Annotated in this window: 24 protein-coding genes; 18 read left to right on the top strand and 6 right to left on the bottom strand. The window is 65.1% G+C overall.

Translation table 11 applies throughout. From position 1 onward, the window contains the following. Window positions 1–4 precede the first annotated feature (4 nt). From ACIBCN_RS37345 to ACIBCN_RS37310, 8 genes are read left to right on the top strand one after another with little or no spacing between them, the layout of a single operon-like run. Window positions 5–1,561, top strand: coding sequence for an NAD(P)/FAD-dependent oxidoreductase (locus tag ACIBCN_RS37345; RefSeq protein WP_396996726.1), 1,557 nt, complete (start codon window positions 5–7; stop codon window positions 1,559–1,561). Next, window positions 1,561–2,859, top strand: a complete 1,299-nt coding sequence (locus ACIBCN_RS37340) for a hypothetical protein (RefSeq protein ID WP_396996725.1) — start codon at window positions 1,561–1,563, stop codon at window positions 2,857–2,859. The genes ACIBCN_RS37345 and ACIBCN_RS37340 overlap by 1 nt, the downstream gene beginning before the upstream one ends. Then, entirely contained in the window at window positions 2,841–4,148 is a 1,308-nt protein-coding gene (locus ACIBCN_RS37335; RefSeq protein WP_396996724.1) for a tetratricopeptide repeat protein, read from the top strand. The genes ACIBCN_RS37340 and ACIBCN_RS37335 overlap by 19 nt, the downstream gene beginning before the upstream one ends. Continuing rightward, complete coding sequence (locus tag ACIBCN_RS37330; protein ID WP_396996723.1) at window positions 4,145–5,422, top strand: aKG-HExxH-type peptide beta-hydroxylase; 1,278 nt, start codon at window positions 4,145–4,147, stop codon at window positions 5,420–5,422. The genes ACIBCN_RS37335 and ACIBCN_RS37330 overlap by 4 nt, the downstream gene beginning before the upstream one ends. Then, window positions 5,419–6,687 carry an aKG-HExxH-type peptide beta-hydroxylase gene (locus ACIBCN_RS37325; RefSeq protein ID WP_396996721.1) on the top strand — a complete coding sequence of 423 codons (1,269 nt, stop codon included), beginning with the start codon at window positions 5,419–5,421 and terminating at the stop codon, window positions 6,685–6,687. The genes ACIBCN_RS37330 and ACIBCN_RS37325 overlap by 4 nt, the downstream gene beginning before the upstream one ends. Beyond that, window positions 6,684–7,745: a HesA/MoeB/ThiF family protein gene (locus tag ACIBCN_RS37320; RefSeq protein ID WP_396996719.1), complete on the top strand. Its 1,062-nt coding sequence runs from the start codon at window positions 6,684–6,686 to the stop codon at window positions 7,743–7,745. Before ACIBCN_RS37325 ends, ACIBCN_RS37320 begins: the two co-directional genes overlap by 4 nt. Continuing rightward, on the top strand, window positions 7,742–10,249 hold the full coding sequence (locus ACIBCN_RS37315) for a hypothetical protein (RefSeq protein ID WP_396996718.1): 2,508 nt from the start codon (window positions 7,742–7,744) through the stop codon (window positions 10,247–10,249). The genes ACIBCN_RS37320 and ACIBCN_RS37315 overlap by 4 nt, the downstream gene beginning before the upstream one ends. Before the next feature lie 33 nt (window positions 10,250–10,282). Next, window positions 10,283–11,461, top strand: coding sequence for an aKG-HExxH-type peptide beta-hydroxylase (locus ACIBCN_RS37310; protein WP_396996717.1), 1,179 nt, complete (start codon window positions 10,283–10,285; stop codon window positions 11,459–11,461). 108 nt (window positions 11,462–11,569) lie between these two features. Here the strand turns inward: ACIBCN_RS37310 and ACIBCN_RS37305 are convergent, their stop codons facing one another. Both ACIBCN_RS37305 and ACIBCN_RS37300 read right to left on the bottom strand, forming a co-directional pair. After that, the gene (locus ACIBCN_RS37305; protein ID WP_396996715.1) at window positions 11,570–11,890 is read right to left on the bottom strand and encodes a hypothetical protein; all 321 of its coding nucleotides are present in this window, start codon (window positions 11,888–11,890) and stop codon (window positions 11,570–11,572) included. Between the two features lie 102 nt (window positions 11,891–11,992). Beyond that, entirely contained in the window at window positions 11,993–12,955 is a 963-nt protein-coding gene (locus ACIBCN_RS37300) for an Acg family FMN-binding oxidoreductase (RefSeq protein ID WP_396996714.1), read from the bottom strand. Window positions 12,956–13,541: 586 nt separating this feature from the next. Here ACIBCN_RS37300 and ACIBCN_RS37295 point away from each other — a divergent pair. The 4 genes from ACIBCN_RS37295 to ACIBCN_RS37280 all read left to right on the top strand — a co-directional run bounded on the left by ACIBCN_RS37295 (window position 13,542) and on the right by ACIBCN_RS37280 (window position 18,052). Continuing rightward, entirely contained in the window at window positions 13,542–14,564 is a 1,023-nt protein-coding gene (locus ACIBCN_RS37295; RefSeq protein WP_396996712.1) for an AAA family ATPase, read from the top strand. Between the two features lie 27 nt (window positions 14,565–14,591). Continuing rightward, window positions 14,592–15,239 (top strand): response regulator, encoded by a 648-nt coding sequence (locus tag ACIBCN_RS37290; protein WP_396996711.1) that lies wholly within the window; start codon window positions 14,592–14,594, stop codon window positions 15,237–15,239. 78 nt (window positions 15,240–15,317) lie between these two features. Further along, the gene (locus ACIBCN_RS37285) at window positions 15,318–17,084 is read left to right on the top strand and encodes a GAF domain-containing sensor histidine kinase (protein WP_396996886.1); all 1,767 of its coding nucleotides are present in this window, start codon (window positions 15,318–15,320) and stop codon (window positions 17,082–17,084) included. Continuing rightward, window positions 17,042–18,052 carry a YbhN family protein gene (locus tag ACIBCN_RS37280; protein WP_396996884.1) on the top strand — a complete coding sequence of 337 codons (1,011 nt, stop codon included), beginning with the start codon at window positions 17,042–17,044 and terminating at the stop codon, window positions 18,050–18,052. The genes ACIBCN_RS37285 and ACIBCN_RS37280 overlap by 43 nt, the downstream gene beginning before the upstream one ends. Here ACIBCN_RS37280 and ACIBCN_RS37275 read toward each other — a convergent pair. Further along, window positions 18,008–18,706: a phosphoribosyltransferase gene (locus tag ACIBCN_RS37275; protein ID WP_396996709.1), complete on the bottom strand. Its 699-nt coding sequence runs from the start codon at window positions 18,704–18,706 to the stop codon at window positions 18,008–18,010. The genes ACIBCN_RS37280 and ACIBCN_RS37275 overlap by 45 nt on opposite strands. A 461-nt stretch (window positions 18,707–19,167) precedes the next feature. Further along, entirely contained in the window at window positions 19,168–20,055 is an 888-nt protein-coding gene (locus ACIBCN_RS37270; protein ID WP_396996707.1) for a slipin family protein, read from the bottom strand. Between the two features lie 504 nt (window positions 20,056–20,559). On the opposite strand from ACIBCN_RS37270, the gene ACIBCN_RS37265 reads away from it, so the two are divergent. The 6 genes from ACIBCN_RS37265 (at window position 20,560) to ACIBCN_RS37240 (ending at window position 23,709) form a co-directional block, all read left to right on the top strand. After that, window positions 20,560–20,733: a three-helix bundle dimerization domain-containing protein gene (locus ACIBCN_RS37265; protein ID WP_396996882.1), complete on the top strand. Its 174-nt coding sequence runs from the start codon at window positions 20,560–20,562 to the stop codon at window positions 20,731–20,733. A 274-nt stretch (window positions 20,734–21,007) separates the two neighbouring features. Continuing rightward, the gene (locus ACIBCN_RS37260; protein ID WP_396996705.1) at window positions 21,008–21,451 is read left to right on the top strand and encodes an Hsp20/alpha crystallin family protein; all 444 of its coding nucleotides are present in this window, start codon (window positions 21,008–21,010) and stop codon (window positions 21,449–21,451) included. 71 nt (window positions 21,452–21,522) lie between these two features. Beyond that, window positions 21,523–21,864, top strand: coding sequence for a hypothetical protein (locus tag ACIBCN_RS37255; protein ID WP_396996703.1), 342 nt, complete (start codon window positions 21,523–21,525; stop codon window positions 21,862–21,864). Window positions 21,865–22,040: 176 nt separating this feature from the next. Continuing rightward, window positions 22,041–22,790 (top strand): VIT family protein, encoded by a 750-nt coding sequence (locus ACIBCN_RS37250; RefSeq protein WP_396996702.1) that lies wholly within the window; start codon window positions 22,041–22,043, stop codon window positions 22,788–22,790. A gap of 247 nt (window positions 22,791–23,037) precedes the next feature. Further along, window positions 23,038–23,208 (top strand): hypothetical protein, encoded by a 171-nt coding sequence (locus ACIBCN_RS37245; RefSeq protein ID WP_396996700.1) that lies wholly within the window; start codon window positions 23,038–23,040, stop codon window positions 23,206–23,208. Between the two features lie 42 nt (window positions 23,209–23,250). Further along, on the top strand, window positions 23,251–23,709 hold the full coding sequence (locus ACIBCN_RS37240) for a universal stress protein (protein ID WP_396996699.1): 459 nt from the start codon (window positions 23,251–23,253) through the stop codon (window positions 23,707–23,709). Window positions 23,710–23,723: 14 nt separating this feature from the next. On the opposite strand, the gene ACIBCN_RS37235 is transcribed toward ACIBCN_RS37240, so the two are convergent. Together ACIBCN_RS37235 and ACIBCN_RS37230 are read right to left on the bottom strand one after the other, a co-directional pair. Continuing rightward, window positions 23,724–24,110 (bottom strand): hypothetical protein, encoded by a 387-nt coding sequence (locus tag ACIBCN_RS37235; RefSeq protein ID WP_396996697.1) that lies wholly within the window; start codon window positions 24,108–24,110, stop codon window positions 23,724–23,726. Window positions 24,111–24,824: 714 nt separating this feature from the next. Then, a complete protein-coding gene (locus ACIBCN_RS37230; RefSeq protein WP_396996696.1) occupies window positions 24,825–25,799 on the bottom strand; it encodes a LysR family transcriptional regulator in 975 nt (324 codons plus the stop codon). Window positions 25,800–26,001 lie beyond the last annotated feature (202 nt).

Genomic DNA, 26,001 nt, shown 5'->3' with positions numbered 1-26,001 from the left:
TCCCATGCGTACTGAACAAGTCGACGTCATCGTGATCGGTGGCGGTCCGGCAGGCGCGGCCTTCGCCACCATCACAGCCCGCGCCGGATTACAGGTCCGAGTGCTGGAAGGCACGAAATTCCCACGGCATCACATCGGGGAGTCCCTGCTCGCCATGTCCATGCCCCTGCTCGGCACCCTCGGCGTCCTCGAGGACTTGGACAGCGCCGGGTTTCTGCGCAAGACCGGTGCCGTTTTCGTGTGGGGTGAAAAGCACCGTCGGCTGGACCTGGAGTTCCCCGCGCCGCATCGCGCGTATCAGGTGTATCGCAGTGAATTCGACACTTTGCTGCTGAATCACGCGGCGAACTCCGGTGCGGCTGTGTGGCAACAGCAGTGGGCCAGGTCGACATCGGCAGCTGCCGACAGCCGGATGAGCACCGTCGTCAGCGACGGTGCACACGGCCGGACCGAACATCGGGCACGCGTGGTGGTCGATGCCAGTGGCTTGTTCCAATTCACCCCGCGCAGGCTCGGATCGGCGCAGCGGTTGAGCGGCCCACACCGAGTCGCCGTGTCCGGTTATTACACCGGGGCCGACCGGGTCTCCGGTTATCAGGCGCCGAATGTCATCAGCGAAGCGTCCAGAGATGGCTGGCTCTGGTTCATCCCACTCGATGCGAACACTACAAGTATCGGATTCGTCGGTGACGCAGCAGATTTGAAACTTTCACCCGCGCAGACACTGACCGATCAGATCGGCACGACCGAACTGATCGCGGCGCTGCTGAGATCCGCGAGTTCGGCCAGGGCACCGCGGCTACTGCGCTACACCAACCACATCGTGGCCGACCCGTTGTGGCGAGACGGACGCGTTTTGATCGGCGACACGGCCTTCTTCGTGGACCCGCTGTTCTCCACCGGCGTGCACGGCGCGCTCTACAGCGGCATATCGGCGGCCTCCGCCGCGGTCAGTTTCCTGAACGACGGCCTGCCCGAGCACGAACTGGCCGATTGGTACGACCGCCGGATGCGCGCCCACTACGAACGGGTGCAGACGATGGTGCGGCTGCTCTATGGGATCAACGGCACCGATTCCCGGTTCTGGAGCAGCCGCGATCTGCGCCACATGTCCGGTGCGCAGGCGCGGACCATCGCGCGGGCACTCGGCCCGATCAGCGTGCCGCTGTTCAGGACCGGCCAGCAGACGAACACGCTCGATCTGCCGCCGGCCCTGGTGCCGCTGCTCAGCGAGTTCTCGACCGATCCGGACCCGACCTGCACGGTCGCCGCCGAGCGCATTGTCCTGGGCCACAACATCCAAATAACGCGCACGCTGGTCCGCCGGGGCGACCATCTGGTGCCTGCCGTAGGGCTGGTCGATCCAGAGAACCGTCGCCCTTCGGTGGAGGTTCCCGACAGTTCGGTGGCCGCCCGACTGATCGGACGGCTCGCGCACGGTCCGGTCACCAGGTCCGAATGGTGTGCGGACTCACGCTTGGCCGCGTTGGTTTCGGTCCTGCACAGCGGCCAGCTGGTGCAAGAGGACATGTCGGCTGATTCGGAAGGCTGTACACACTGATGGAAACGTATCTGCGCACGGCGTGGACGCAACCCGCGCCGTGGACCCCCGGGATCGAGTTCGAGCTTCTCCGTCCGTATTTCGATCTCGGAGCCGCCGCCATCGAGCCACCCAGCCATGTCATCGGGCTCGAGTTCGCGGTCGCCGCCGTCTCGGACGCCGATGCGCCACAACTGCCGATCCAGCACCGCCCGGGACCGGCGTTTCGCACTCGAATCACCGCCGCCGCGAACATGTCCCGCTACGCGGTGACCGATCCGGCGGCCCTTCCACTCGAGTTGCGCACGCAACGGTGGCAACTGCTCTGCGATCGGCTGGCGGACTTTCCCCGATTGTCGCCGCCAGCCCAGTCCGCGGTCACTTTGCTGCTGTCCTCGCTCGGTTTCTACGAGACCATGACCGAGCTCGGGCGCCATCTGACCGCCGACGATCCCGCGTGCCTGGTCTCGCTGGCCCGGGTCGCGCACGCGCGGTCTGCCTGCCGCCGCACTCCGGCGGCCCGACAACAGAGTGTTCGCGCGTTGGAAACAGTCGAAGCGTGCGCCGACCTGTCCATTCGGACCAGGCTCGCCGCCGCGATCACCCTCGTCGTGCTGCACGCGCGCGGGCCGCTGGCCTCCGCGCGGCAGCTGGCGCGATACTGCAGGCTCGCGGACGCACAGGCCGAACGGCTACGCCCGAGTGCGCATTGGCTGGACGCGCTGGCCGTCAGTACCTACTGGCGGGCCGTGAGTTTCGAGCCCTATCTCGCCGGAGATATCGAACGCACCCGCGAACAATTGGACCGCGCCGAACGACACGCGCGCGAACTCCCTGATGAGACAGCGATCCAGCACGGGTTGCGTTGGATGAACATCCATCCGCTCTTGGAAACCCGCTCCATCGAGATGGCGTGGGCCGGCGATCTCGATCGTGCGGTGCGGTATGCGGACGAACTCACCCGGGTCGATCCGATGGACGGAAAGACCCACATCAGACTCGGCGACTTGTATCTGCGCAGACACGAACCGCACGCGGCGCGTCGGGCATACCTGGCCGCCGCTGCCCTCGGCGCACCCTATGCGTCGTTGGCTTGGTACAAGTCCGCGCGAACAGCCGAGGACAGCGACATCTTTCGCCGGCTCGCACTGGCGTGCGCCAACAACGAAGATCCCGCGGCACTCAGTCCGCTCGCAGAGCTGCTGAAGACAGCTCGGCAGGACGGCGACGAACACCTCCGTGGTTGGGCTGCGGGCGAACTCGATGCGCTGCGCGACGATACCGAATCCCAGGAGGACTCGTGCGTACCGAATTCTTAAGAGCCGCAACCGCTGTCGGGCACCAGACGCATCCGGGAACGCTCTCGCGTGCCCTGCTCGGCGCCTACTTCGATCTGACCGACGAGCACGGGCCGATCCACGCGAGGGGCGTTGCCGACGCAGGCCGCCATCTGCTCGCAGGCACACCTATCCCGGCCTATCAGATCAATACCGCGAGCCTGTTGCGCGCGGCGCTCGTCGAAGAGTGTGGCACCGGAGACCCGCACGATCCGACCGCGGTGCCGCCCGGTGCGCGCTCCGCACGATGGACAGTGCTGTGCGATCTCATCGATGAGTGGCCGACTCTGGCCGACACCGACCGGCTGCGGGTCGCGGCTGTCCTCAGCAAGCTGGGGTGCTGGCAGGCCGTTGTCCGGCTCGTTTCACCGAAACTACCGGTGGACCAGTCGGATTGCGCGGCAAGACTCGCGCTGCTGCGCTGCAACGCGCTGTTCAAGTCAGCGGACCGCGACACCGCCGTCACCGCCTTTCACCAGGCACAGCGGATCATGGCCAGCACAGCTCAGCACCCGGGGTACCCGCTCGATCTCCGGTTGTCCGCTGCGATCGGTCTCGTGGTGCACCATGCGAAAAGCGATAAGACACTCACGGTGATCGACGGGTGGGCGACAACGGCCACCCAACTGTTGCGGCGAGCCGACCGGCACACCGTCGCTCCGGTGACCGCGAGCGCGTACTGGCGCGGGGTCAGCTTCGTGCCGTACCTGCGCCACGACTTCCCTCGGATGCAACAGATGCTGGGGGCGGCCGAGGACGCGGCGCGCGCGGCACTGATCGATACCGGGACCGATGCGCTGTTGGCTCGCGAGAATCTCCATCCGCTGCTCGAGACAAGGGCACGGGCATGGATGGGAGTGGGAAACGCCGAGGCGGCCGAGCAGTACTACCGGGAACTGGTCACCCACGATCCGCTGGATCCGAAGGTGCATGTCCGGCTCGGCGATTTCCTGCTGCACCAGTCGCGTCTGGACGAGGCACGATCCGCGTACGAGCACGCGGCTCTGCTCGGCGCTCCATACACGTCGTATGCGTTCACCCAGGCGGCCCGCTGCTCACTCCACCTCGACGAGCCCGAGCGTGGCATCGCGTCTCTCATGCACGCGGTACGCATCGATGCTCGTTCGATCACCCCCCTCGTGGAGTTGCGGCGCGTCGCCGGTCCGGCCGGGTTCTCGAGCGTGGCCGCCTGGGCAGCCGATCGGCTCGACACGCTGGCGCAGCAGGCTGCCCGACCCGCTGATCACCCCCCTTCGAGGAGCACTCCATGACAACAACCGAGACCTACCCTGTCGCCGAGGCGCTGACACTAGCGCCGGATGCCGCGAATCACGCCGCGATCGCCGACCACCTTGTTTCGCTACGCCTGCGTCAATTGGCGAAACTCGCCGACCTCAGCCGACGCCTGTGGCCGGAGTCGCCGGCAGCGCTCGCCGACCTGCTGACCAGGTTGCCGGAAATGCCGGGGCCGCAACGTGGCGTGCTGGCCGATGACCCCTTTTTCTACGCGTCGTTCACCGGGCTGGTCGCCGCGCTGCGGATCAATGACCGCCCGGCCGCCCGGCGCAGTCTCGCCCGACTCGTTCCGACGCTGCTGCTGCCCGCGGCGGGGCTGATATCCGCGCCGATCGCCGTCGAGGTCGGCGCGGGCGGGGCCCTCGGATTGCACGCGGCCGGACCTCGATTGAGCCTCGGTCCTGACGCGGCCGGACATACCGTCATGATCAGCGCCGACGCCGGCGGTCTTCTCGGATGGCGGCTGGACCGCGAGCGGCAGGGCACGATCGCCGCGGGCCTGCCCGGCTGCCATGGCAGTGCGCTGGTCGCGGGAACTCGCGCCACCAGCTTCGACGGTGATGATGAGCGGCTGCCAGCGATGTTGATCGAGATCGGCGCCGACCCCAGCGGGTTCGCCACCGAGACCGTGGCTCCGGTGACCCCTACCTCCAAAATGCGCGAGCAACTCGCGGCATGTTTCGAACGGCTCGGTGCACGATGGCCCGAAATTCGAGCCGAGATCGAAGAATCCGTGCGTTTGATCGTGCCGATACGCAGCCGAAGGACCTCAGCGTTCTCGAATACCGCCTGGCAGGGTGCCGTCTTCTTGCGAGACGACTTCGCAGACCCGCTGTTTCTGGTGGAGCGGCTGGTGCACGAATCGAGTCATATCCGGCTCAATGCCGCCATGGTGTTCTCGCCTTTACATCACCATGCCTGGGACGACCGGGTGGACAGTCCGTTCCGGGCCGGGCCGCGCCCGGTGACCGGACTGATCCACGGTGCGTTCGTTTTCACCCGCGCGGCCGAGGCATTGCTTCGGGTATCGGTAGAGACCCCGTCAGCACACCGGGGGGCAGCGCAGGCTCGGGCGCTGCTGGACAAGGTCAGCAATGCGCTGGCAACAGTGCGCTCAGCGGTGCGCCTTACCGACCACGGCGAATGCCTGATCGGTGAAATCAGCGCCGCCCACGCCGCATTGCTCGAGCAATGCGGCGATGCCCAACCCACCGAAAACCCCTCTGATTACCTTCTGGAAGAGATATGAGCAATCAGACAGCTCTCACCTCGTCGCTCGAAGCGCTGGCGCTGGATCGACTGGCCCTGACCACAGGCCCGGACTTCGCGTACCTGTCCTACACCGACCGGCTACGCAATTCCGTACCGCGAGTCATTCGCCGCATCGGTGCGCTCAGTGGCGACGACACCGCATATATGCTCGACTGCTGGCGCGACGTCTTCCTCGCCTTGTCCGAAGATGCCGCGCGGCAAGTAGTCTCGCACCCTTTCTTCAACTATTACTGGCTGCAACTGTCGGACGCTTGCCTGCGCGGCGATCAGGAGTTCCTGCGTGCATGGGCACACCATCTTCCCCGTTTCCTGGTAATCCCCGCGCTCGAGTACGGATTGTCGATTCCGACCCCGGTACTCGTTCCGGCCGGGCAGCGGGAACTGCGGCTGCCCGGATCCTCAGCACACCTTGCCTTTCCACCCGCTGTACATCGGCTGCGGGTGTATTTCGGCAACGACGGCGACGGAGTGATCCGAGGCGAAACCGTGCATATCCCGAGCAACTATCCGACCGACGACACCGCAACGCGCCTCGGTTCGGTCACCCGCATACCCCATCCGAGCATCCCAAATACCGGAATCGAGATCGACGCCGGTGACCCGTGGATCAGCAGGTTGATCACTTCAATGAACGGCAAGCCCGCGCAACCCGGTTATCCGGCACCGGATCTGGCACCGATGACCGAGCCGGGTACCACCCGGACCCGCGACATATCTCGCTCCTTCGAGCTCATCGAACGGGTGTGGCCCGAACTGGCCGCCGAGATGAAAACGCATGTGCGAGTTTTTGTTCCGTATCGCAGCGCATTCCATTCCAGCTTCACCGAGGCGTGCATGATGGGCACCGTCTTCCTCTCCGAAGCCATGTGGCCGTTCAGCAACACCGCTTACACGGCCGAGCACTTCTTGCACGAGGAAGCACATTTGCGGCTGACGCTGATCGAGGAACTGGATCCGCTGCTGACCCCGGCCGAGGACGCCTCCTACGCATCCCCATGGCGCGCGGATCCGCGCCCGCTCTCCGGCCTGATCCAGGCATGTTTCGCGTTCGCCAGGATCGCCGCGTTCCACCGTCGGGCACGGGAGGTGACCGGAGAAAGCATGCACAGCACGCGACATGCCGAGACTACCGACCTGCTGACCCGAGGTATGCGAGAGGTCGAGTCCGGACCGAAGATCGAGTTCACCGAAGTCGGGGACCAGCTGTGGTCACAGCTGCGCGAAGAAGCGAGCCTGCGATGACCGAAATGCTCCGCCTGCGGGCGCGAACACGAATGATCTGGAGCGGCGACACGCTGCTGATGCAACTCGGCACCCACAACCTGCGGCTATCGGGTTTCGCCGAAGCGCAGGTGGCCGCGCTGCACGAACTGCGCGCCGGCTCTTCGCCGGATCGGGTGCGCGAATCACCGTGGATGTCAGCACTGTTGGATGGCGGCTTCCTGGAAACCGTCGCACACCCGTCCGACGACCCCGACCTTGCCCGGTTCGATCGACTCTTGAACTACCTTTCGGAGTTGGAGTCCGCCGAAGTGAATCGATTCGACCTGCTGGCACGACTACGCGGCAGCAGCGTGCTACTGGTCGGTCTCGGTGGTATGGCCAGCTGGGTCACCTACAACCTGTTGTGTTGTGCGATCGGCCGTTTCACCCTGCTCGACGGCGATGTAGTCGAGGCATCGAACCTCAATCGCAGCATTCTGTACACCGAACAGGACATCGGCCGGCCCAAAGTTCTCGCCGCCGCGGATCGAATGCGTGCCTTTGCCCCGCGTACCGAAATCCGGGCGGTGCAGGCCTATGTCACCGGCCCCGACGACCTGCGGGATCTGGCGCGGGAATCAGACCTCGTCATCGGGATGGCCGATCAGCCACCGTGGCTGATCAAAGAATGGGTGGCCGCGGCGGCATTGGCGACCGGCAGGCCCTTTGTGCAAGCCAGCGGGGGCAGGGTCGGCCCCTTCCACACGACCTCCGGGACAGCGTGCACGATCTGCGACTGGACCCATCAAACCGATCGACAGCCCCGCTACGGTGAGCTGCTACGACGCCAGGGCATGCTGCCGCGCGGCAACTCCGGGGCATTGAGCCCGGTCGGCGCCATCACCTCCGGCGTTGTCTGTCTCGAAGTCGTCCGCTATCTGCTCGGGATGGAACCGACGACAGCCAACCGGATCTGGGAATTCCGCGGGGATCTGTCGTCGGGTTATTCGGATTGCCCGCCGCATCCACGCTGCGGACTCTGTGGCAACGACGAGCCACGGTCGGTCACCCCCGCCGCGAGCCTGGCCCAGCGATGACCAGCCCGTGGCGACAGATCGGCGCGGTCGATCACGACGGCGTGCACTGCACTTTCTGGCAGCATCCCACCGGGGCGACGCACCTGCATCGGCATACCGACGACCCCGATCTGGGGTTCGGCATGAGTTTCCGCACCCCGGCCGTCGATGACAGCGGGCTACCGCACGCGGTCGAGCATCTCATCGGCACCGGATCTCGCAAATTCCCCATGAGCAGCGCCCTGTTGACCGCTGCCTATCGAAGTTGTTCGGGTTTCATGAACGGGCTGTCGGAGACCGGTCGCACCTCGTATGCGTTCACGGCCGGCGATCCGCACGACTATGCCGATCTGCTCGATGTCTTGCTCGATGGGCTGTACCACCCGTTGCTACGACGACGCGATTTTCTGCGCGAGGCCTGCCGCGCCACCGCAGGCGCCGACGGCTCGTCCGCCCAATGGCGGGGGATCGTTCATAGCGAGCTCGCACTCAAATCCGAACCACCGGCACAGTGGTTCACTCGCCTGGCCGTGCGCCGGTTTCGTCCCGACGACCCGGCTCAGTACCGACACGAAGGGACACCGGGCGGGCTGCCCGCCCTCGAATACGAATCCTGTGCCGCCTTCCACGAGACGTACTACCGGCCCGAAGGCGCGCATTCGTTCGCCAGCTCGCCCGACGCCGAGCCGACCTTGACCGCCCTTGCGGCAGCGCATGCCGACCGCTCGGGCACCATCAAACAACACGGTATGCCCCCGCACCGGAAAGCGTTGCTACACGGCCCGGTTCGCACCGAACCGCGATACTGGGCCGCGGTACAGGTGGTGATCTCCGATAGCGATCGAGCAGGGTGGACGGAGGCCGCGGCACTGGCCGCCGCACTGACGGCCGATCGCCGAAGCCGGGACTTCCACTGGACGATCTCCACGCCCGCACCGTTCGGCGCGGGCGTTGTGCTCTACGTAGGCAGCCCGGCGGATGGTGTCGACACCGCACAGGCATCGGAGCAACTGCGCGGGCTCGAAGCGACAATCCGCGACGTGCAGGCGAATCGGACACTCTCCGAAGACAATTCACCACTCGAACTGCTGGGTGCACCGTATCGGACGATGCCGCCGTCGATCTCGTGGGGGCTGGCCCTGGCCGGTCCCCGGATGGCGGGACACGCCCCGCTCACGCTGCTCGGTCCGCGTGGCTCCGGCCGCACTCCGCCGTCGCGGATGGACCTCGGCATCGTCACCGACGCCGGCCTGCCCGGAAACGACCCGGGCGAGCCGACACGCACACGAATCCGCAAGGACGCCACCGTATGGCGATCCCGGCCGGGCAGTCAGGATGCGTCAGGATTGCCACTACGACCTTTGATCGCCCGATCCATACCCACTCAGCCGGTAGTCGAACAGACCGCGCCGGGCCTGGAACTGTTGCCCCTCGACGGACAAAGCCGCACGCTGACTCACGTTCTGCTGACCGTCGAGTCAGCCTCCGCATTTCTGATCGATCCGCTTGTCAGGTTCCTCCGCACCGCAGCGCGGAAAATCCCGGTCCCCACCTGTATGCCACGCCCACCGCTGCTCACCCGCACGGCAATCGTGCGCGGTGCCGCTGCCACCGTGGACTTGTTGTTCGACGGTTGGTCGCCTCACTTCTGGACAGCTCTGCTGACGACAATCATCGATACCCCCACCGTCCGCGACGCACTCGTCGCGGAAATCACGCGGACCCTTCGACGGCGATCATTCACCCTCATGACCGAAACTCATGAGCTCGCCGACAGCGCCGCGGTCGCCCGAGTATCGCCGGTCGGCGCGGCACAAGACGCGGTCACCGGCATGCCCGCAATGGCACGTTGGCAATCGCTGACCGCAGCCGAATCCACCGACGATTCGATGACCGCACTGACAGCGGCGCTTCGACAGCTCGCCGACGCCGAGGTCAGACTGCTCATCGTCGGTCCGCGCGCCTCGTCCACCCATGTCAGATGGGCCGATGATCGACCGGCGTGGACCGCACGGCCATCCCCGCCGATGCCTCCGGTGTGCGTCGAATTCGCCAACAGCCACCGGTGGCACGCACATGCCACGGCGTGGCCGATCGCAGCCGACATCGACGCCGCTACCGCGGCGGTCCTCGGCGCCGACCTACGTCGCCGCTACATCCACCCGCTCGTCCGAGAGGAAGGTGGGGCGTACACCGCGTACGCGGGATTCGATTCGACCAGATCGGCACTCGTCGTGTACACGGGTGCGGATCCGTGTAACGCGACCAGACGCAGGCAGCTGCAACTGCTGCCCGAGTCCACCTACCACCCGCCCGATGACGATGCTCTGGAAACAGCACGGCTGATGGTCGTGCGTCGATATCGGCTGGACTCTTCGGATCTTCCACTGGCCGTGAGCCACGCGTTGTCGGCTCCGCACCGTCCGCCCGGCGCCACCGACCTTGCCACTGTCACTGCGGCAGACCTCGAGCATCTCGCCGAATCCAGCCTGTCCGCACAACAGTGCGAGTCGGTCAGCCTCTGACCCCTGTCAGCTCAACTGTCGAAATGAAACACCATGCATGACATCAGCATTAACCCGGTCCCGGCGACCGGAACAGATAGCCTGCCAGGCATCCTGGCCGAGCGCGCCAAGGACGTACTGCTGCGGAAGCTCGAAACCCATCTAGCTCAGCCAGACGACCCCTATCGCGACCAGATGGCGCTTGCGCGTGAGTCGGTGGAGCGCCTACCGGACGCTGACCTGGCTCGCGCGGTGAGCCATCCTTTGTTCAAGAAGTGGTCCGTGTCCGACCACACGGCCACCGATATTCACCCCCTCGATCTGAACCGAATCCTGTTGGCCACGTTGATCGAAGACGACGCGGTACCCGAACACGGGATGGTGATCCCCTTAACCGAGGGCGATCTGCGCGGCCCCGGTCTTCGCCACAGACGGGTCGCCGCCACACCCGACGAACCCTTCACCGCCATCCGCATCCATGGGAATGAGGCTCTGCTCGACGCCGGGCCCAACCACCACGACATCAGGTCGAGCGAATTGCTGCACCACGGACTGCGCCCGCTGCAGGACGCCGACCTCGTCCTCGACGCAGGCGATCCGGTGATCCGCCGATTTCTCGCGCGGATGAACGCCGTCCCCGGCGCAGGTACGAATGCGCGACGAGACCTGAAACCGGTCACCCAACCGAACCCGGCTCTAGTCGATGCGTACCGCACTGTTCTCAATCTCCTGCGGGAGTGCTGGCCAGAGGCGGCCGATGAGTTACTGCGCTACGTACGCGTCATCGTCCCCTTCGAAAGCGAACTATTGCTCGGCTGGGCGACGCCTCTGTTCCAAGGTGCGGTATTCGTGCGCGCCGCGCCCGACGATCTACTGTTCACCTTCGAGCGCCTGGTACACGAGGCCGCACATCTCAGACTCTTCGCAATCCAGCACACTGGCAAACTCCACAACGACCCCCCTGACAAGAGATTGGTTTCCGTGGCCCGCCCCGATCCCAGGCCCGTCATCGGTGTCTATCACGCATCCTTCGTCTACGCGCGCCTGTGCGAGGCATTCGCGAGAGCAATCGACCACGGCGCAGACGAGCGCTGGTCAGCGCGGCTCGACACCCTGCTCATGCGATTCCGATCCCTGTCACGAACATTGCACGAGGGAGCGACACTCACCCCACTCGGTGAGCGCATACTTGCCGAACTCGACGCACGCACCGAGGCCATCTTTATCCGCTGAAGCCGTTGCCCAAGCCGGTATCGGATGCAGAACGAACCTCACGAAGGGTGAGATTTCCCGTGTGTCCTGAACGTGAAGAAGCGCTGATAATGTTGTAGGCGAAGCGTTTTAGATCAGTGCCGCACGGACGATGCAGATTTGTGACCCTTCGGAGTCGTCCCTGCGGAGGGAGGCTTCAAACCGCCTCATGCTGCGTTGGTGGAAGGCCGTCGTGGTGAGCGAAGAGGAAACGGCGACCAGCAGGTACGCAACGAACAATGGTCCGGGCGCGCCGACCATTCCGGCGATCAGATACGCCTCGACGGGTACGACGAACGGCGCGGCGAGCGCCCAGACCAGGTTCACTCCGATCGTTGCGGTGATCATGGCCAGGAAGTAGATCTGCCAGTCCTGGGCGACGACGAACTCGCCCGCGCGGATCCGGCCCAAGCGGCGGTGCTGGTAGTCGGCACGCCACGGCTGGGATCAAGGGTCGCGTGGTCCGGTCACATAAGTCACCGACCTGACTGATCGCGCCGCGCCGGCCCGCGCTCAGCAGGCCGCTGGTTCGAATGGATCCAATACATCGGCGAGTGCGCGGCGCGGCGCGAACGGCAATGCGGCGGCAGCTGCGGAAGCCCAGCCGATTCTGATGACGGCCTGCGGATAGGCCAGGTCGTCCAGCACGCCGACGCGGATGCGTTGCCGTAGTTCGGGAATCTCGAGTGGCTCGGTCAGGGCGCAGGTCGCCAAGCCGACGTTGGTCGCGGTCAGCAGTACCGCGCTGAGCGCCTCACCCGCGCACAGCTGTGCCAACCGGTCGTCGGTCGAGGTGCCGAGTACCAGTAGTTCAGCGAAGTCGGGCGCAGCCTGTCGCGGCACGGGGACTATCCCCGGTACTCCCCCGGGATGCGAGTACAGCGGGATGCTGTGGGCAGACACGCCGTCCGGCGTCGCCGGCCTGCCACTCCAGTCGGCCAGTTCCAGTCGATAGCCGGCATCCGCGTCCGGCGCCGTGCGCAGCGCCTCGACCAGACGTTCGCGTGTGGCGTCCGCGGCCTGCCGGACGTTTGCTCCGAGCGTCGTCGCACGTTCCTTCACCAGCCCGAGATAGCCGGGCGGGATCGGCGCCGAACTGAAGGATCGCCGATCGGTCTGCCTGCGCAGGATCGCGCCGCTCAGTGCGTGTTCGAGCATGGTCGGTCGATGTGGCACCAGTTCGATCGATGCGAGGTGGTTCGGATCGGCCGGATTCGGTAACCGATGCACGACGGCCGACCACCCCGCTGCGGCGAGCGCGATTCGCAGGTGGTGTAGTGCTGCGCCACAGCTCAATACGGCGTCGCGCTGCTCGGTGCCGGCCAGTGGATTCGCCCGCGTCGGGTCGAGATGCAGGTCTACGTGGTGGTCGCTGATCCGGAACCGCCACGGCTGTGTGTTGTGGACCGACGGTGCCCGCACCGCGAGTGTCAACGCCGCCCGCAGGGTGGGCTCGTCGGGCCATCCGTGGTTCATCACCGCCCACCGTCCATTTCATCGTCGATCTCTACGCTGCCATTCCACTGACGTCCGGATACAGAGCAGGACGGCCCCATGTCGAGGGACTTCCGGAAACGATCCGAAAGTCCCTCGACATCAATGACCTTCGGCCGTCCCGCGGAAACCCACCGCGGGTGATCCTGAGTACAGGAATCGGATTCTCCGAAAGGCTGTGCTCCATGCCCGAATACGGATCGCCCGCCGAGCTGCGGGAAACGCACTCCGGGCTCGTGATGCTGTGGCGCCGGACGTGTACCTCGGCGTCGCACACCTCACCGACCCGGTCGGTGGGCCGTCGGAGCCGGTGGTACTCATGCGCCGGATGCCCGAAGACCGCAGACTATCGAACACCCTCGCGGACCCTGAGCTGTCCCGATCGAGGCTATCGGCGCTGGTACAGGTGATCGCACTGTTCCATCACTCGGCCCGCCGTAGTCCCGAGATCAACGCCGAAGGCACCCCCGACGCGCTGCGCGGCCGATGGCGAATGCTGTTGCGCAGTCTTGCCGATCAGCCCGAGGTAGCCGATCCGTACCTGGTCGATCGGATCGACTGGCTCGCGATGCGCTTCATCGACGGCCGAGAATCGTTGCTGATGAACAGGATTGCCGATGACCGCATCGTCGACGGTCACGGCGATCTACAGGCCGAGGACATCTTCGACCTGGCCGACGGCTTCCGGGTGCTGGATTGCCTGGACTTCGACGATCGGCTGCGCTATGTCGACTGCCTCGATGACATCGCCTTTCTGGCAATGGATCTGGAGTTCCTCGGCTACTCAGGACTCGGCGATCAGCTGCTCTCGGATTATCTGCTGGTCACCGCCGATCCGGCGCCGCGGTCGCTGCGCGATCACTACATCGCCTATCGCGCGCTCGTTCGTGCCAAGGTCGATGCGATCCGCTTCGGGCAGGGCGACAGTTCCGCCCGCGGTCGCATACGGCGCCATCTGACGATCGCCGCGCGGCATCTGGACGAGGCAGCGGTACGTCTGGTGCTGGTCGGCGGACTGCCGGGTACCGGGAAATCCACTGTTGCCAAGGAGCTCTCGGCGTTGACGGGGGCTGTCGTGTGCTCCAGCGATCAGGTGCGCACGCAGCTGCGCGCGACGGGGCAGGTGCATGGAAGCGGTGGAACCTTCGGTGTGGGAGCGTATTCCGCACCGAACAAGAATCAGGTTTATACCCAGCTGCTGGCGCGCGCACGCTTGCTGCTCTCGCTCGGTGTCTCGGTGATCCTCGATGCCAGCTGGCTCGATGCGGACGAACGACAGCGCGCCCAGCTGCTTGCTGCCGACACACACGCCGATATTGTTCAACTGCAGTGCGGCTGTCCGGCCACGGTAGCGAACCGCCGGATCGGCCAGCGCGACACCGGCGACTCCGAGGCGACTCCGCAAATTGCCGCAGCCATGTCGGAGTCCGCGGTGCCATGGTCGGGCGCGACGTCGCTCGACACCGAGTTGCCACTCCATGACACTGTGAACAGCGCCTTCGGTGCCTGGCAATCAGCCACGTCAAGGGACTTTGGTCCTCAATCGAGAGTCGAACTCCGTGCCGCGGCCGAGGAAATCTTCGTAGGCTGAATCAACTGCTCAGGGAGGTGCATTCCCATGGTCACCGTGTTCTTGGTGGACGACCATCACATCGTGCGACGCGGGGTCGCCGACCTGATCGACGCCGAAACCGACCTTGAAGTAATCGGCGAGGCCGGCAACGTGTCCCAGGCGATGGCGCGGATCCCCGCGCTGCGACCCGACGTCGTCGTCCTCGACGTTCGACTACCCGACGGCAACGGCATCGAGCTGTGCCGCGACCTGCTCAACCAGCACCCCGAGCTACGCTGCCTGATCTTGACCTCGTTCACCGACGAACAAGCGATGCTCGACGCGATCTTGGCCGGGGCCAGCGGCTACGTGGTCAAAGATATCGGAACTCTCGAACTGGTCGATGCCATTCGGGAGGTCGGTGCCGGACGATCATTGCTCGACAATCGTGCCGCGGCCGCGCTCATGGCAAAGCTGCGAGACGAGGCCAGCGCTAAAACCGGCCCGCTGGCCAGCCTGACCGATCAAGAACGCACGTTGCTCGATCTGCTCGGCGAGGGATTGACCAACCGGCAGATCGCCGGCCGCATGTTCCTGGCTGAGAAGACCGTGAAGAACTACGTTTCCCGACTGTTGGCCAAGCTCGGTGTCGAGCGCCGCACCCAGGCCGCCGTCATCGCCTCGAAGCTCAATGCACCGCAGCAGCGGGAGTGAGTCGCTAGCGACTAGCGGGAGCGCAGGCGGGTTGTCGGCCTACCGCTGCGGTCATCTCCACGTGGGAAGATGACCGATATGGATGGCAAACGGTCCGGCCCGGCCGGGCCTGGTCAGAGGCCGGTGGTCGAAACATTGTCGCAGATGCGACTGCGTGAGCTGCTCGCCGAGGTGCAGGAGCGGATTGCCCAGATCGTCGGCGTACGCGATCAGATGGACCGGCTGATCGAGGCCATGTTGGTCGTGACGGCGGGCCTCGACCTCGACAACACCCTGCGCACGATCGTGCACACCGCGATCGAGCTGGTCGATGCCGGATACGGCGCACTTGGCGTCCGCGAAACCGACAAGGAAAGTCTGCAGCTCGCCGAATTCGTCTACGAAGGAATCGACGACCGAACCCGCGTGATGATCGGCGACCTGCCGCGCGGTCACGGCGTGCTCGGTGTGCTCATCGAGGAACCGAAACCCATTCGGCTGACCGATCTTTCGACCCATCCCGCATCAGTCGGCTTCCCTGAGCACCACCCGCCGATGAATACGTTCCTCGGTGTTCCGGTCAAGGTGCGTGATGAAGTGTTCGGCAACCTCTACCTCACTGAGAAGGCAGGCGGCCAAGAGTTCACCGAGGACGACGAAGCCATCGTGCTGGCCCTCGCAGCAGCCGCAGGTACCGCCATCGCCAACGCACGCCTCTACGAGCAGTCCCGCGTCCGCCAGCAGTGGCTCGAGGCGACCCAGGACGTGGCCACCGAACTGCTCGGCGGCAGCGAACCGAACGAGGTGCTCGAGCTGATCGCCGACCGGGCACTGAAACTCACCCACTCCGCGGCAGCCTTCCTCGCCCTACCCGAAGATCCCGATATCCCGCATGACGAGGTCACCGAACTCGTTGTCGTCGCCGCCGCCGGCGCCGGATCGGAACACCTTCCCGGACAACGTATCCCGATTGCCGACTCACATTCCGGCACGGCGTATATGTCAGGTCGGGTGGTGGCCAGCGACCAGCTGATGTTCCGCCCGCAATTCGACGAACCCGCCAAATTCGGACCCGCGCTGATCCTTCCGCTGCGCGCCGAAAACGCAGTCATCGGCGTGCTGGTCACCCTGCGCCCCACCGAGGCACAACCCCTCGACGCAGCCGGACAAGCCATGATCACCGCCTTCTCCAGCCAGGCCGCGCTCGCCCTGCAACTGGCCGCCACCCAGCGACGCATGCGCGAACTCGACGTACTCTCCGATCGCGACCGGATCGCCCGCGACCTGCACGATCACGTCATTCAGCGACTGTTCGCGGTCGGGCTGTCACTGCAGAGCACAGCGCAACGCACCCGCACCCCCGAAATCAAGACCCGGCTCACCGAAACCATCCAGGACATCCAGTCCATCGTCCAGGAAATCCGGCACTCGATCTTCGATCTGCACAGCAGCACCGCCGCGGACGCCCCGACCCTGCGTAAACAGCTGCACGCGGTGATCGCCGAGATGACCGCCGACACCGGCCTTCGCACCACGATCCGCCTGGCCGGACCGGTCTCGGTACTCGCGCCGCCGCTGTCCGAGGATGTCGAGGCAGTGCTGCGCGAAGCCGTCAGCAATGCGGTCCGGCACGCCTCGGCGACCACAGTATCGATCAATCTGTCGATCCGCGACGACGTCATCATCGAGATCACCGACGACGGCACCGGCATCCCCGACAATCTCCCCCACACAAGCGGACTCGCAAACCTGGCCGCGCGCGCGGAGCAGTCCGGCGGCAATTTCGACATCGGACGCGGTGCCGACCGCGGCACGGTGTTGCGCTGGTCCGCACCACTGCCCGACCAACCGCCGCGCAAGGACTGACGGCTTCCGGGCCTTCGGTCGCTCAGCCGATAGCAGGCACCTGGATCCGAGGTAGCTGGACCGGTCGAGCACCTGGGTTCGGGACCTACGTACTGCTGCCTCAGATCGGACAGCTCGGGCAGACCATCCGCACCCTCGGTGATGCGCAATGGCAGTGGCTCGCGGGCGGGTTGGCCATGTCGGCCATGACCTACGCCACGGCGGCGCTCGCGGTAATGGGCGCAAGTCCCCGGCCACTCCCCTTCGGACGCACGATGAACGCGCAGCCGGCGACGTCGTTCGCCAACCTGCTGATGCCATACGGGGTCGGCGGCACCGCTGTCAACGAGCGGTATCTGGAGCGCTGCGGGCTCACGCGGGCCACTGCCGTTGCGACCGTTGCCCTTACGGTGACGGCCGGTGTCATGCTGCACCTCATCGAGCTGGCCTGCGCCGGAGTCTGGCTGGGCCGGACCCGGCTGCTGCTGACCGCCGCGCTGCCTTCCGGTTGGATTTTGCTGATCGGCTTCGTCTCCGTGATGGCCGCGCTCGGCGTCGGAGTCGTGCTCATGCTGCGGCGCCCCGCCTGGCTGACCGAGATACGCACCACCCTCGGTGCGATGGCCGGCATCCTGCGCCAGCCGTCACGGGCCGCCATGCTGATCGGTGGTCAGGTCGGCACAAATATTGCTTACGTTGCAGCCCTGGGGTTTTCGGTACACGCATTCGGCGGACACGCCTCGATCGCTTTGGTCGCCGCGGTCTTTCTGGGCGGGGCCGCTCTCGGCGCAGCCAGCCCAACTCCATCGGGTCTCGGCGTCATCGGGGCAGCCCTGGTAACCGGGCTGATCATCGCGGTGTGCCGAGTGCGCCAGCGGTCGCGGGCGTCCTCGCCTATCGGCTGGCGACATTCTGGATCCCGGCGGCCGCCGGGTCGATCTCCTTCAAATCCCTGCAGCACCAACAACCCCTGTGCCGGATGGAACTGACCGACGTGGGACAGGCTGGTTTTCGGCTGCCGAGTCGAGCAGAGCGCAGACCTCGAGGTCGGTCACTTCGGCGAAGTCCATATACCACAGGCGGATCGAACCGAACGGCTGCGGCGTGTGCAGGCAAACGATGGCGTCCGCGACCGCGGCCAGCGCGCGGATCGGTTGATACGCGCCGACCGGCACCGCGAATACCACCCGGACCGCGCCACGCGCGCGGGCAACCGCGCAAGCCGCATGAGCAGAAGCGCCTGTGGCAAGACCGTCATCGACGATCACCGCGGTGGCGCCATCCAACGCCCGGCACGGATGATCACGACGGTAGCGAGCAGCGCTGCGGCGCAACAGTTCTCCTTGCTCGCGAGTCACCGCAAGCCTTTCAGGCTCGGAAACAACAGCGTCGGCGACCATGTCTTCGTCGATGACACGCACCCCCTCCTCACCGACGGCGCCGAACACCAGCCACGGCTGATCCGGGACGGTCAGTTTGCGTACCACCACAACATCGAGAGGGACCCGCAGCGTGGCCGCGACCGGGTAAGCGACCGGAACCCCGCCACGCGGTAACGCGAGGACGACCACCCCAGATCCAGACAACGCCGGCAAGCGTTCGGTGAGTCGGCGGCCGGCGTCACAACGATCGACATACACCATGGGCTGCTCCTGAGTCTGTCGTCCACACGGAGGCGAGCCGCGCTTCGGGACCCAGAGAAAGCCAGCCGAACACTACGCCGCAAAACCCGTGGAACACAGAGCTATCCGCACAGTGCTCGACGGAACCATCCCTACCGGCGAGTAGCCGCTGTCTTGTCCACGGCGGAGACCTCTTGGCGCGCTGAGGGTGCGGGCGTCGAGGTCGAAATACCACAGTTCAGCGGCACTTCCCACGATTGCCCGGGCAACGCGATCCCGCGGGATGTCAGGAAGGCCCATACCCCGTCCTAAGGCTTCGGCCGTCGACCCACCGTAGTCATTGGCGGTGCGACCGGGCGCCGCCGCGAGATTATCGAGCCGCATCCGGGACAGACCCTCGCCGCTGGCCAGGACCGAATTACCGTCTCCGCGCAGGGACCCGCCGATGCTGCCGATCGGCGGGTCGTCGCTTGCCATGTCGATTACGGCCTCGTTGTTTCCTCATTCGATATCGGCGTCGTTGCCACCGGGGTGGCGGTGCCGTTGGGCTTCGGGGTGGGCTGGATCGGTAGCGCCGCCGGCACGGCGGCGAGCGCGGCTGCGGCCGCGGTTTCGCGGGCGAAGTAGGAGCCGACGTCGCCGATCGCGCTCATCAGCTGAGCCGGGAAGACGACGGTGGTGTTCTTGTCGACGCCGAGCTCGATCAGCGTCTGCAAGTTGCGCAACTGCAATGCCAACGGGTGCGCCATCATCGTGTCGGAGGCATCGCCCAGCGCGGCGGCAGCCATTGATTCCCCTTCTGCGGCAATGATTTTCGCTCGCTTCTCGCGCTCTGCCTCGGCTTGCCGGGCCATGGCGCGCTTCATGCTGTCGGGCAGTTGAATGTCCTTCAACTCGACCAGGGTTACTTCGACGCCCCATTCCAGGGTGGTCGTGTCGAGGATCTCCCGGATACCGGCGTTGATGACGTCGGTCTCGGAGAGCGCCTCGTCGAGGGTGTGCTGCCCGACGACCTTGCGCAGCGTGGTCTGGGCGATCTGATCGATGGCCGCGTAGACGTTTTCGATCGCGACGACAGACTTTTCGGCGTCCACGATCCTGAAGTACGCGACGGCGGAGATGTCGACACTGACATTGTCGCGGGTGATGATGCCCTGTGACTGGATCGGCATGGTGATGATGCGCATCGTCACCTTCCGCAGTTGATCGATCACCGGGACGATGAGGTTGAGACCGGGTTCACGGACCGCGATGACGCGCCCGAGCCGGAACAACACTCCCCTCTCGTATTGGGTGACCACTCGAATGGACAGTGCCAGCACGATCAACGCCACCACGACCACCGCGAGGACAATGACGACTACGTTCACAACTTCTCCTGACTGAGGCACGAATCCGTTTCGGCCATCCATAGAATGCGCTCGACTGCGATGCGGTCCCAGGGGCGAACGGCACCGGGTGATAGGTAGTTCGGCCTCTGGATACCGCCCGCCGCGGCTATCACCATGTTCGGTGCGTCGCGGCCGGTGGCTCGAGTGTCGCCCCGGCGGTGGCGCCGCCGTCGAGGACAGCGCGTTGGGCCCGACGTGGATCAACCGCCGCTGCGCCTCGCGACTGGTCAGACCCGATCGAGAACTTCATGTCCGATACATTCCACCGAAATCCGCAGTGGGCACAGGCCCGTTCGGTGGCGTCAAGCCTCGACTTCCTGGATCAGATCCAGGCGGGCGATCCAACTGACTCGGAACAGTAAGTTTCCCAGTCGAATTCGGCCATTTTATCGACAGAGGCAGTCCGCTCACGGCAATCCGACTGATTGACCTTCCGGCGCATCGCGGCGACCATGAAGTACGGCAAATGATGAGAACCACCAGATCAACGAAGTGGTCCAACGCCTCGCCAGACGATACCCGCAGGTCGCTCCGGACAGAGTCGAGCAGATCGTCCACGACGCACAGCAACGCCTCCTCGGCCGACCGATACGCGATTTCATCCCGCTGTTCGTCGAACGAATCGCCAACGGAAAGCTCGCCACACCGGCGCGCTGATCCCAGCAGACACACAGCTTCGAAAAGAACCGGGCAGAACCTGCGTCGAATTCGGGCCGTCGGTTGGGTTCGCAGCAGTCGTTGCATGGTCGACGACTGGCACGCAACGCATCTAGGTCCAACGCAACTCGGCGCGAGAAGTCTTCAGGTGCAGCTATTTTCGTCGCGCGACCCGTTAGCACTCTCGACTCGAGAGTGCTAACGTAGGGATTGCACAACCACCGGCGTACGCCGCCTTGGCGATGCGCCGCCACTCGAAATCGAGGTGATTGTTGTGCTCAGGTTCGATCCGTTCCATGACATCGACACAGTCGCACGTCAACTACTCGGCGAGGCCGTGGGTACCGCGCGGGCCCCACGATTTATGCCGATGGATCTGTTCAAAACCGGTGACCACTATGTGCTCAACGCCGATCTGCCTGGCGTCGACCCCGGCTCGGTCGATGTGAGCGTCGAAAACGGCACGCTTACACTGCGCGCGGAACGCAGCCTGCCGAGCGCGGAGGGCGTGCAGTGGATCGCGTCCGAACGATTCGCCGGCCGATTCATGCGCCAGCTCACCCTCGGTGAGGGTGTCGAAGCCGACAACATCAGCGCCACCTATCAAGACGGCGTGCTGTCGATAATGATCCCCGTCGCCGCCAAGGCCACACCGCGCCGAATCGAGATCTCCGGAATGTCAGCCAAGAAGAGCATCGAGACAAGCTCGTCCAGCTGATCGAACAGCTCCACGCTCGAACGCTACGGCCGCCCCTTTCGGAGCGGCCGCAGTGCTGTGCGGAGCAGCTGTTGCTCGGTGAGCGGCCCGACCGGGAGATCGCATTCGGCGCAGTCGGGAAGTTCCGGCAACCAGACATCGAGTGGCGTGATGTAGCGCAAGCAGACTTCGCCGGATTCGCCGAGCCGGGGTGGATCGCCGCGAACTTCTCGGTGGAACGCTATGGCGAGCACGCGACACTGCTCAGCTACCAGTGCCGCACGGTCACAACGGATCCGGACTCATGGCAACGGTTTCTGCGATACTGGCGGCTGATTCGGCCGTTCGTCGCGCACATTATGCGCGCCACCATCCATACCATTCGCAACCATGCGGAAGCGGCGTCACCGCATGCCGAAGGACGAACTGAGTAATAGCACCGCGCCGCGTCGCGCGAGAATGTTCGACAGCCACGGTAATTCCGTCCGAAAGCGCCACATTCGGTGCGCGGTTCTGAGGTATGGGAAACCTTGGTGTGCAATGCGTTACCTCACTTCGGGCAGCCTTTCATTGCTGGTGGCGACAGCTGGAAGTCGTTAGCGTGCACGGTATGAGTGGAGATAGCACCGCGTCCGAGGGTCTTTCGACCTCAATTCTTGCGCCCCACTCGTCGGAGCCGCACGCGGCGGGCTCGGCCTCGCGGCTCAATTGGCTGCGGGCCGGTGTACTCGGCGCCAACGACGGGATCGTCTCGGTCGCGGGCATCGTCGTCGGTGTTGCCGCGGCGACCATCGAACGCGGTCCGATTCTCACCGCGGGCGTCGCCGGTCTGGTCGCGGGTGCGGTGTCGATGGCGCTCGGGGAGTATGTGTCGGTCAGCACTCAGCGCGACAGTGAGCGTGCGTTGCTGGCGGCAGAGCGCCGTGAGCTGGCCGAGGAGCCCGAGGCGGAACTCGCCGAGCTCGCCGCGATTTACCAGGCGAAGGGGCTGACCGCCGCCACCGCGCTCGCGGTGGCCGAAGAGCTGACTGCCGGCGACGCATTCGCCGCCCACGCCGAGGCCGAATTGGGTATCGACCCCGACGATCTGACCAATCCGTGGCACGCGGCACTGTCCTCCGCGCTGTCGTTCACCCTCGGGGCGTTATTGCCGTTGCTGGCGATTGTTGTTGCCGCCGTGTCACTTCGGGTACCGGTGACGGTCATTGCAGTACTGATCGCCTTGGCGCTGACCGGTGCGCTCGGCGCACGGCTCGGCGGCGCGGCGCCTGCGCGGGCAACAGGTCGGGTCGTGATCGGTGGCGCCTTGGCTATGGTCGTCACCTACGCCATCGGTCGTGCCGTGGGGATCGCCGTGTGAAATCGGCCGTTATGCCCGAAGTGCAACGCTCGACCGCCCGCACCCTCGAATGCTGTCGCACGGCCGGATTGGTGTAGTACTGCCCTTCACGGGTACTGCCTCGCAAGAACCCCCTTCGACTAGCAAGGGCGAGTTGCTTATGAATCAGGTATCGGATTCCCCCGCTGGTTTCCACTATTCACTGTCGCCCACAACTTCGCCTATGACGAGTTGCGGTGCGGCCGAGGACATCACGAACTCACCACCGATGCCAGCTCGATGGTCGACCGGCACGTCGATGACCCAGGTGCCAGGCTTGCTGACACCGTGGGTCATCCAGCGCGCTCTGGCGACGCTCAGCTACGAGCATCGGCAGGTCGTCGTGCACGCCTGCTACCGGCGCGCGAGCGCAAAAGCCATCGCCGCCTCGGCTTCGTAACCTACGGGTACCAGAACCACTGGATCCGAAGGGAAGCCGTCCATGCCCACCTCCCCCACCATCGATCCGCGCCGGCTGGCCACAGCCGTGGTGGTGGTCGGCGTCGACGGTTCCGCAGCCTCCGACCTCACCGTCGAGTGGGCCGCCGACACTGCTTCCCGGCACAACCGCCGACTGAACATCGTGCACGGCTTCGACTTGGCGGCATCGGCGGAACTGGTCGGCAGCTACGACGTGCTGGTGCCCGCGGTGACCGACGAGCTGCGTCGGCACGGAGTCGACCTGGTCACGGCCAGTAAGCTGGCCTACCGGGTCGATCCCGCCCTGGACGTGGAAACCGAAGTCGCCGAAGCCAATCCGGCCCGACTATTGATCCGTCGATCGGAATCTTCTACGACGACAGCCGCGCCGACTACCGGGAGGGCCCCGCAGCAGCAGCCACACCCCCGCCTTTTCGGGGCCCACGAGCCCATTTCAGGCCATACTGACGAGCCCTCGTAGCGGGGCAAGCGAGATCAGAGTCCGCAGGGTGTGCCAGCCGCGTCGATGGCGGCGGTGAACGCGGAATCCCGCATCACCCCGTCGAAGTCGTCGCGGTTCGTCGCGGTTTCGAGCCGATTCAGCTGTGCTGCAGCGGTATTGAGTGCGTCCTTCAGCGCGCCCTGGTCCGCGGTGGCCGCAGCTGCGTCGAATTTCCCCGCGGTGTCGACGTAGATCTGCCGTAGGTCGGCGATCGAGCCCTTGCCGTCGAGTGCTTCGATCCGGTTACGCAAATCGGTCCATGCCATGTTGACGGCGGCGCAGGTCGCCTTATCGTCGACCGCGCCCGCCGTACTGGCAACCGCGGTGAGCCCGCCGGTGACGGCCACCAGCGCCGCCGCGACGAGAACTATTCTCCGCATTGGCATTTCCCTTCTCCCGGAGGCGATCCCCGACACCGAATATTCTTTCGGCACGGCGGATCGGTGCGCAACGCGGGGGCGATCGACGCGTTGTTCGTGCGCTGGGCCGACGGCGGGGATGGCGGGTGAGCGCGAGGGCATCGCCGGATGATTCGTGAGCTCGTTGCGGGCGCGTCGGCGGCTGGGCGGCGGTCCGCGCCGGGCGGCTGCCCCGGCCGTTCGATAACGTTGCGTCCCCTGTAGGTCTGGCGATCGAAGTTCGTAGTCCACCCACCGCGGCAGCCTCGACGCATGCGATGGGCGCGATAGTCCTCTAGTGCTTGTTGGGATGGCGTATCTGGGCGCGTGTGCTGGTTGACGCACCCAGTCCTCGGGCGAGCATGTGGTGAGGTAGTGGCGCGCTGGGTTCTTCCGGAATGCTCGCGGTCAGCTGTACCCGCCGCATGTGTAGGTGATGGGTACCGCTGGCCGCGAACATGACCGAGTAACGCCTCGGTTACTACTGTCCTATGTCGGGTTCCAATTTGTAGGTGCCGTAACCGTCTTCGACGCAGACCGCTTCCGAGCCGTACATTTGAAATTGAGTGTTGTTGGCAGTCGCCGAGAAGGAACTGGCAGTCGAAGGCAAGGTTCAGTTACGTATCGAAATCCGCCATCACGGTGATTACGGAAATTTGGCGTGGGCCTTTACCTATTATCCGAACAGCACAATCTTCAAGCATTCAAGGATTGGCGCGAGCAGCCCTGCTCTGGTTCGTGGTCCGGGCGCCGCACCTCCAGCAGTCCTGCGGCCCCGAACTTTCGGACGAGTTCGGTGTCGCTGATGACCTCGAGGAATTTCACTACATGCGGTGATTTGTCGCGCGCGTGGACGGCCAGTTTCCGGCGGATCGGACGGGTCAAACGAACAATGGACAGCAAGCGGGCTGGTCCGTGTAAGGCCATTTTCGGCACCAGCGCGACCCCGACACCGTGTTCCACCAGGCACAGCGCGGTAGACACATCGGGTGCGCGGACGGTGAAACGGACTTGCACGCCGGCCAGACCTGCCTCGCGCGTAACGGTGTCGGTGAGATCGGAGTTCGCGCCGCAGCGGATCCAGGGCGCCTCGACGAGTTGTTTCCATGAGCCGTCGAAGTTGTTTCGCCGGCTGGGGTGGCAGACGACGACGAGTTCTTCCGCACCGAAGCAGTGCACGACCGGTGAACTCGATTGCGCGAGCGGGCCGACGGCGAGGTCGAGGGTGCCCGCTTCGAAGGACGCGTTCAGCTCACGGATATCGGTGAACGATCGCACCTCTATGCTGTCGATGTTTCGTTCGTGCCGCATCCGGTAGATGAGCGGTGGCAACAGCTTCTGGGCGATGGTCGGCGTGGTGCCGACGGTCATCCCGCCATCGCCGAACGTTTGCCCCATGGCTACCGCCTGGCGGGCGGACTCCACAACGTTCGAGGCTTGCGCGAAGAATGCGCTGCCGAACTCGGTGAGCCTCGACCTGCGCGACTGCGGGTCGAACACCTTGTGGCCGAGCGAGGTCTCCAACGCGTCGATCTGTTGTGACATCGCCGACGGCGTTATTCCGAACCGCCTGGCGGCGGCCGATAGCGAGCCCAGTTGCACCGCGTTCACAAAGTAGTCGAACTGGCGCAACGTGATGGTATTGGGAGTGAGTAGCGGATATTCAGGCATCGGCAATCTCCATGTCGAGCTATCGACCCTTCCGTAGCACCGTTCGGTCCAGAATCAGAGATAAGTGGCATTCCGTCACCGGGTCGTGGCGCGCCCGTACACGCGGACCGGAATCGTATTCTTCCGCCCGCTGTTCATCCCACGAATTGCCGTGGTGAGGACCGTTTTCGGAGTGTTCTGCCGTCTTGCGTCAGCAGTATCT

The sequence above is a fragment of the Nocardia sp. NPDC051052 genome, assembly GCF_044456045.1.
Taxonomy (GTDB): Bacteria; Actinomycetota; Actinomycetes; order Mycobacteriales; family Mycobacteriaceae; genus Nocardia.
Note: the sequence above shows the minus strand (reverse complement) of the source record. Positions and strands in the feature narration are given on the sequence as shown.